This is a genomic window from Pontiella sp., assembly GCF_041622395.1.
GTDB lineage: Bacteria > Verrucomicrobiota > Kiritimatiellia > Kiritimatiellales > Pontiellaceae > Pontiella.
On sequence record NZ_JBFJYW010000365.1, the window covers coordinates 1 to 3,377 of the forward strand.

The window sequence follows — 3,377 nt, forward strand, 5'->3', positions numbered from 1 at the left end:
CCAACGCATTCATCACGCGCGCGAACGACCCTTGGCCGCCCTTATCGACGCGGTAGCGGTTGTGGATGTGCTCCGGGCCATCGACACTCAGGCCGACCAGGAATTTTTCACGGGCCAGGAACCGGCACCATTCGTCGTCGAGCAAGGTGCCGTTGGTCTGGAACGAATTATGGACCGGGCGCCCCCCGGCGGCCTGCCGCTGGAGCGCGACCACCTTGCGGAAAAAGTCCAACCCCATCAGGGTCGGTTCGCCGCCCTGCCACGCGAAACCGATCTCCGGCGTGTTTTGGCTCTGGATATATTTGCGGACATAGGTTTCCAGCACCTCGTCGCGCATCCGGAACTGCTCCTCCTGCGGAAAGAGCTTTTCCTTTTCGAGGTAGAAGCAATACGTGCAACCCAGGTTGCACTGCGGCCCGATCGGCTTCGCCATCACGTGAAACGTGCGGGGGCCGGGCGTGCGGGATTGGGAGGAACTGCTCATAAATATTTTCTGAAAGCGGTGCACCGATCGAGGCGACCGAATCACGCTTCACGCCTCACGGCTCACGCCTCACGACTCACGCCTCACGCTTCACGCATTCCGATAGCTTTGGCGCAGCACGAAATCCATGAGCACGAGCGCGGTCATGGTTTCGACGATCGGGACGGCGCGAGGGACAACGCAGGGATCGTGGCGCCCCTTGGCTTCGAGCGTGGTGGCCTCGCCCTCGAAGGTGGAGGTCTCCTGCGCCAGCCCGATGGTGGCCGGGGGCTTGAAGGCGATGCGGAAGACGATCGGTTCGCCGTTGGAAATGCCGCCCTGCACGCCACCGCTATGGTTGGTGGAGGTGCCGAGGCGTCCGCCGGCCTTCAGCTCGAACGGATCGTTGTGCTGCGAGCCGAACATCTTGGCCCCGTTGAAACCGGAACCGATCTCGAACCCCTTGGTGGCGGGAATCGACAACATGGCCTGCGCCAACTTGGCCTCCATGCGCTCGAAAACGGGCTCGCCGAGTCCCACCGGAATATTCTCGGCCACGCAGGTCAAAACGCCGCCGACGGAATCCTTGCGGTCGCGCACGGCCTTCACCAGTTCGATCATCCTGGCCGCGGCGGCTTCGTCGGGGCAACGGATGATGTTGGCGTCGATCTGCTCGCGGGTGAGGCCTTCGGTGCTCATGTCGCGCGCACCGATGTCGCCGACGGAACTGACCCAGGAAACGATCCGGGTGCCGAACTGCTCCTTCAGCCATTTTTCGGCAATGGCACCGGCGGCCACGCGGCCAATGGTTTCGCGTGCGCTGGAGCGTCCGCCGCCGCTGGAGGCGCGGTTGCCGTATTTCATCTGATAGGTAAAGTCGGCGTGCGACGGGCGCGGCACGTTGCTCATTTCGCCGTAGTCGCCGGGGCGCTGGTCGCGGTTGTTGACCATCAGGCCGATGGGCGTGCCGAGGGTTTTGCCGAACTCGGTGCCGGAAAGGATGGTGACCTGGTCGGCTTCGTCGCGCGGGGTGGTCATGTCGCTCTGGCCGGGGCGGCGGCGCGAGAGCTGGGGCTGGATATCGGCCTCGCTCAGCTCCAGGTTGGCGGGGCATCCGTCCACGATGGCGCCGACGGCTTTGCCGTGCGATTCGCCGAATGTCGATACCTTGTAAAGGGTTCCTATTGTACTGGACATGGTTTTTCCTTCGTTCCGGGCTTGCGCCCTATTGGGGTCAAAGCGCGTTTTTATAGCACCAAAACAAGGCGAGATGGACTAAAAAGCCAAGAAATTCTTCCCGCCGCGCCCGACAGAAGGCGCGCGCCGCAAACACGTTTAAGGTTGCATTGAAAAGGGCTTTATGGAGAATTCGACTCTCTACGCCAAAACATGGGAATGGGATTTATGGAAACAGAAAGACGCCAGCATCTACAAGACATCTACGCAACCGACCAATCCGCGCGCGACGACTTCACCCCTCAGGTTTCGTCGGAAATGATGGAGGAGCGCAAGCGCGAGGTGCGTAGGCATCAGCTCACCAGTTTCGTTCTCGGCGCCACCGTGCTGGTGCTCGGCGTTGCGCTCGTTTATGTGGTCATTCGCGAATACATGGACATCCTGCAGGCCCAGACCGCCCCGGAAACGATCCAGCAGGAATATATCCCGCGCTACTCCCTGCCGACCGAATCGCAATGGGTCATGGACTTTTCCCGCAACTACGGCGACCCGAAATGGGACGGCGAAGGCGAGCGCCCGTTCAATGCCACTTGGCTGAAAAAAGCCTCCTTCAACGTCATTCTGGCCGAGCAGGCGCTGGAAACCAGAAAATATGCCGAAGCGGCGGAATACTACCAAAACGCACTCGAAATCCTGCCGGAGCTCGAAGGCGTCAAGGTCCCCCTGGCGATGGCCTATTTCCAACTCGGCAAAAACATGGAAGCGCTCAAACTGATGGAAGACGCCGCCAATGCCGACCTGACCTTCGACGTGCTCAACAACCTCGGCGCCGCCTGCATCAAGGCCGAAGCCTATGCCAAGGGCGAGCAATACCTGAAGCGTTCGCTCGAGCTCAAGCCGGCCTATGCCGAAGCGCTCAAGAACATGGCGATCCTCTATAAGAAACAGAACAAAGAAGCCGAGGCCTGCTCCGCTTACGAGCAATATCTCGACCAGCGGCCGAACGACACCGACGCCCGCTACGACTTCGCCCTCTACCTGACCAAGATCGGGAACTGGGAACTCGCAGGCGAACAACTGCGCACCCTGACCGCGGAAGTTACCGATGTGGCCAACCTCTACTTCGTGCTGGCCCGCGTCGAAAACAAGCTCGGCAACGGCGAAGCCGCCGTCGCGGCCCTGCAACGGGGCGTCCAGCTCACCGACCCCAAACTGGCCATGGCCTGGATGTCGGAAGAAGAGTTCGACCTTCTGCGCAACGAGCAGGAATTCCAGTCGCTCATGAAATACGTCGAAAAAGGACGCTCGGCGAAATAGGCTCCTCGTCGGGTTTCAGCCCCCCGGCCGCGCCGGGATGCACCCTAAATCAAGAAACGAACCGCCCCGTCGCGAACAGGCGGGGCGTCTGTTCTCGCAGGGCGGAAACGGTTGAGCGCATGCCTCAGCATGGTGGCGGTATGCGCCAGAAAAAGGGCCGCCTGCGGTACGGACCCTGTGGGTGCGGTTGCCGCCGGCATCGCAGGACAATCTTCCCGCCGGCCGTACCCAAGCCTTCGCCGACAGGCCTTTGACCCAATCGCTGGTTTAAGCGCGTTTCCCTTTGCGTGGAGCAGGAGAGCCGCCGGCGGTACAACCCGCATTTCCGCCAGATCGGCGGCTCCGGGAGCCCGCTCGAAGCGGGCGGTAAGGCATTCGTACCGCAGGCCGCTGGCCTGCCCCGCCGAGCGGCTTTATGTTC

At 61.6% G+C, this 3,377-nt stretch carries 3 protein-coding genes; 1 reads left to right on the top strand and 2 read right to left on the bottom strand.

Annotated features, from left to right (window positions below; all coding sequences use genetic code 11):
- A partial coding sequence (locus ABYO54_RS15535) for a radical SAM protein (protein ID WP_372809145.1) occupies positions 1 to 484 on the bottom strand: 484 nt, incomplete at its 3' end.
- A 90-nt stretch (positions 485 to 574) separates the two neighbouring features.
- Positions 575 to 1,660 (bottom strand): chorismate synthase, encoded by a 1,086-nt coding sequence (aroC, locus tag ABYO54_RS15540; RefSeq protein ID WP_372809146.1) that lies wholly within the window; start codon positions 1,658 to 1,660, stop codon positions 575 to 577.
- A gap of 207 nt (positions 1,661 to 1,867) precedes the next feature.
- Between aroC and ABYO54_RS15545 the strand changes: the two genes are divergently transcribed.
- Positions 1,868 to 2,956 (top strand): tetratricopeptide repeat protein, encoded by a 1,089-nt coding sequence (locus ABYO54_RS15545; RefSeq protein ID WP_372809147.1) that lies wholly within the window; start codon positions 1,868 to 1,870, stop codon positions 2,954 to 2,956.
- Positions 2,957 to 3,377: the final 421 nt, after the last annotated feature.